At 55.5% G+C, this 3,268-nt stretch carries 3 protein-coding genes; 2 read left to right on the top strand and 1 reads right to left on the bottom strand.

Features of this window, described 5'->3' with window-relative positions:
• The coding region (locus H6F43_RS22005; protein WP_206754585.1) for a hypothetical protein at positions 1–183 on the bottom strand (183 nt) is incomplete at its 3' end.
• Between the two features lie 165 nt (positions 184–348).
• Here H6F43_RS22005 and H6F43_RS18760 point away from each other — a divergent pair.
• Together H6F43_RS18760 and ppc are read left to right on the top strand one after the other, a co-directional pair.
• Positions 349–579, top strand: a complete 231-nt coding sequence (locus H6F43_RS18760) for a hypothetical protein (protein WP_190344304.1) — start codon at positions 349–351, stop codon at positions 577–579.
• 170 nt (positions 580–749) lie between these two features.
• A partial coding sequence (gene ppc / locus H6F43_RS18755; RefSeq protein ID WP_242025750.1) for a phosphoenolpyruvate carboxylase occupies positions 750–3,268 on the top strand: 2,519 nt, incomplete at its 3' end.

The following is a 3,268-nucleotide window of genomic DNA, read 5'->3' as shown; positions in this document are numbered from 1 at the left end:
CCACCGATTCAGCGATCCGCTTAGCGGTTGAGCTGTGGTTTGATCAGAAGAGCGGTTTGGTTGATTAACATCCACCATGAGAGCCTTGAAACCTGCCGAATGATTAATGAGTCCGTAGCCTGTCGGTTTGACCCCATAGAAATAGCACACCCTAGCGCGATCGACACACTTTGTCCGCAGCATTCTCCAAAAACGGCTCCTGCGATCGTCGTCCAACGACAGATGCAGCCGACTATTTGATTCTGCTTACTAAAACTATGGTGCAATGATCCAAATAGGGCTGCGTTTGTTCCAGTTCGTTGACACTTCGCAAGGTCCACTTCATCAACTTAACAGGTGCTTGAACGTATGACAGATTCTCCGACTGCGGCTGCCCGCAAGCCTTCTCGCTCCTCAGCCGAGGTGCTTCTGAGTTTTGCGACTGTTCCGCTGCTGATTGGGTTGGTAGCAGGAAAAGCGATCGCCGACGCCGTTCAAGAAATTGGACTGCTGAGTGAAGAAGTGTTTCGGGGCGATCGCTTACCGACGCTCAACGTCCCCGTCAATGCAGCCTCTGATCAAGAAGACGTCGATCGCTGACTCAGGGCGCGGTTGCCCCAGAAATATTGAGGTTTGGCACACCCCCAAAATTAAGGCTTACCCCATAGAATGATTGAATATTGTTGGCTAGAGCAAGCTCCATGACGACACGACCTTCAGATGATGCCCTAACGTCGGATACCGCAGCCGAGCCCAATGTGTCCGAAGAAATGACGGTTAGTTCTGTCTCTGATCTGTTTTTGCGTCACCGTCTCAGAATTATTGAAGATCTTTGGGAAGCGGTTCTGCGGCAGGAATGCGGTCAGGAACTCGTCGATCTGCTCAACCAACTTCGCGATTTGTGCTCTCCAGAGGGGCAAGCGCCAGCGGTGATCGAAGCCGAAGTGCTCAAAGTCGTTGAGAAGCTCGACCTGAATGCAGCGATTCGGGCGGCGCGTGCCTTCGCCCTCTACTTCCAGCTAATTAACATTGTCGAGCAGCACTACGAACAGCGCGACCAGCAAGAGCAGTACCGCGCTGCGCGGGAGCTAGCAGGCGTCGTCCAGCCAGACCCGTCGCAGCATGACGGGAACGGAGCCTCCGTGGCAGGTCGGCTAGAAGCAAATCTGCTGGAGAAAAGCCTGCAAGAAGAAAGCATTCGCAAAGGGGTCGGCACGTTTCACTGGTTGTTTCCTAGCCTGCAAAGCTTGAACGTACCACCCCAACATATCCAGAAGCTAATCAATCAGCTGGATGTCCAACTGGTGTTTACGGCTCACCCAACAGAAATTGTCCGCCACACGATTCGCGATAAGCAGCGTCGCATCGCCAAAATTCTGCGCCAGCTTGATCAAGTGGAAGACCGATTGATGGCGTTGGGTCTGCCCGCTACCTCCTGGGAGGCAGAACTGCTGCGCGACCAGCTCACCGAAGAGATTCGGTTGTGGTGGCGCACCGATGAGCTGCATCAGTTTAAGCCCACGGTGCTAGATGAGGTGGACTACACCCTGCACTACTTCCAGGAAGTGCTGTTTGACGCGATTCCGCAACTCTATCAGCGCTTTAAACAGGCAATGCAGGCGTCATTTCCAGGGATGCAGCCTCCCCGCTACGACTTCTGTAAGTTTGGCTCGTGGGTGGGGTCCGATCGCGATGGCAACCCCTCGGTGACACCGCAGGTGACGTGGCAGACCGCCTGCTACCAGCGGGGCTTGGTGCTGGAGAAGTATCTCCAGTCGATCCATCGCCTCAAGGACTTGCTGAGTCTGTCGCTGCACTGGAGCGATGTGCTGCCCGATTTGCTGGAGTCGCTGGAGCAAGACCAACTCCAGATGCCAGAGATTTATGATCAGCTTGCCATCCGCTACCGTCAGGAGCCGTATCGCCTCAAGCTGGCGTACATTCAAAAGCGACTGGAGAACACGCGCGATCGCAATGCCCATCTTGCCCACGGCGACGGCTTCCAGCAAGAGAACGGCGACTTGAATCCGGCAACGCTTTACCGTTCGGGTGGTGACTTCCTGGCAGAGCTGCGCTTGATTCAGCGCAACCTGACGGAAACAGGGCTTTCCTGCCGCGATCTGGAATTTCTGATCTGTCAGGTTGAAATCTACAGCTTTAATCTGGCGCATCTCGACGTGCGGCAGGAAAGCAATCGCCATTCGGATACGCTGAATGAGATCATCGAGTATTTACAAGTTCTGCACAAGCCGTACTTGGAGCTGTCTGAGGCAGAACGATCGCGCTGGCTGGCAACCGAGCTGCAAACCCGCCGCCCGCTGATTCCGACGGAGCTTCCGTTCTCAGACAAGGCGCGAGAGACGATCGAAACCTTCCGCACGATCCGCCGACTTCAACAAGAGTTTGGGCAGGAGGTCTGTCAAACCTACGTCATCAGCATGAGCCACGAAGTCAGCGATTTGCTGGAAGTGCTGCTGTTGGCAAAGGAAGCGGGGCTGTACGATCCTGCAACCGGAACTAGCACGGTGCAAGTAGTGCCGCTGTTTGAAACAGTAGAGGACTTGCTGAAAGCGCCCTCGGTGCTGACTGAAATCTTTGAGCTACCCGTTTACCGCACAATGCTGGAACGCAGCTTCGGGTCGCTTCAGGAAGTCATGCTGGGCTACTCAGACAGCAACAAAGACTCTGGCTTTCTCAGCAGCAATTGGGAGATTCACAAGGCGCAGCAGGCACTCCAAAGCATTGCTGAACAGCATGGCATGGAGCTACGGATTTTCCACGGACGCGGCGGCTCGGTGGGACGCGGCGGCGGACCCGCCTACGAAGCAATCTTGGCGCAGCCCGGACGCAGCGTCAACGGACGGATCAAAATCACGGAGCAAGGCGAGGTGCTGGCGTCGAAGTATTCGCTGCCAGAGTTGGCGCTGTACAACCTGGAAACGGTGACTACGGCGGTGATTCAAGGGAGCCTGCTGCGCACTGGCTTTGACGACATTCAGCCGTGGCACGAAATTATGGAGGAGCTGGCGGATCGATCGCGTCGCCACTACCGCTCGCTGATTTACGAACAGCCCGACTTTATCGATTTCTTCCATCAGGTGACGCCGATCGAGGAGATCAGTCAGCTTCAGATTAGTTCTCGTCCCGCCCGACGCGGCGGCAAGAAAGACCTAAGCAGTCTGCGAGCCATTCCCTGGGTGTTTAGCTGGACGCAGAGCCGCTTTCTGCTGCCCGCTTGGTACGGTGTTGGAACGGCGCTGCGCGATTTCCTAGTGGAGCAACCGGAAGA

Origin of the sequence: Leptolyngbya sp. FACHB-36 (assembly GCF_014695955.1) — a bacterium.
Taxonomy (GTDB): Bacteria; Cyanobacteriota; Cyanobacteriia; order Leptolyngbyales; family Leptolyngbyaceae; genus FACHB-36.
This window is presented reverse-complemented; position numbering and strand designations above follow the sequence as displayed.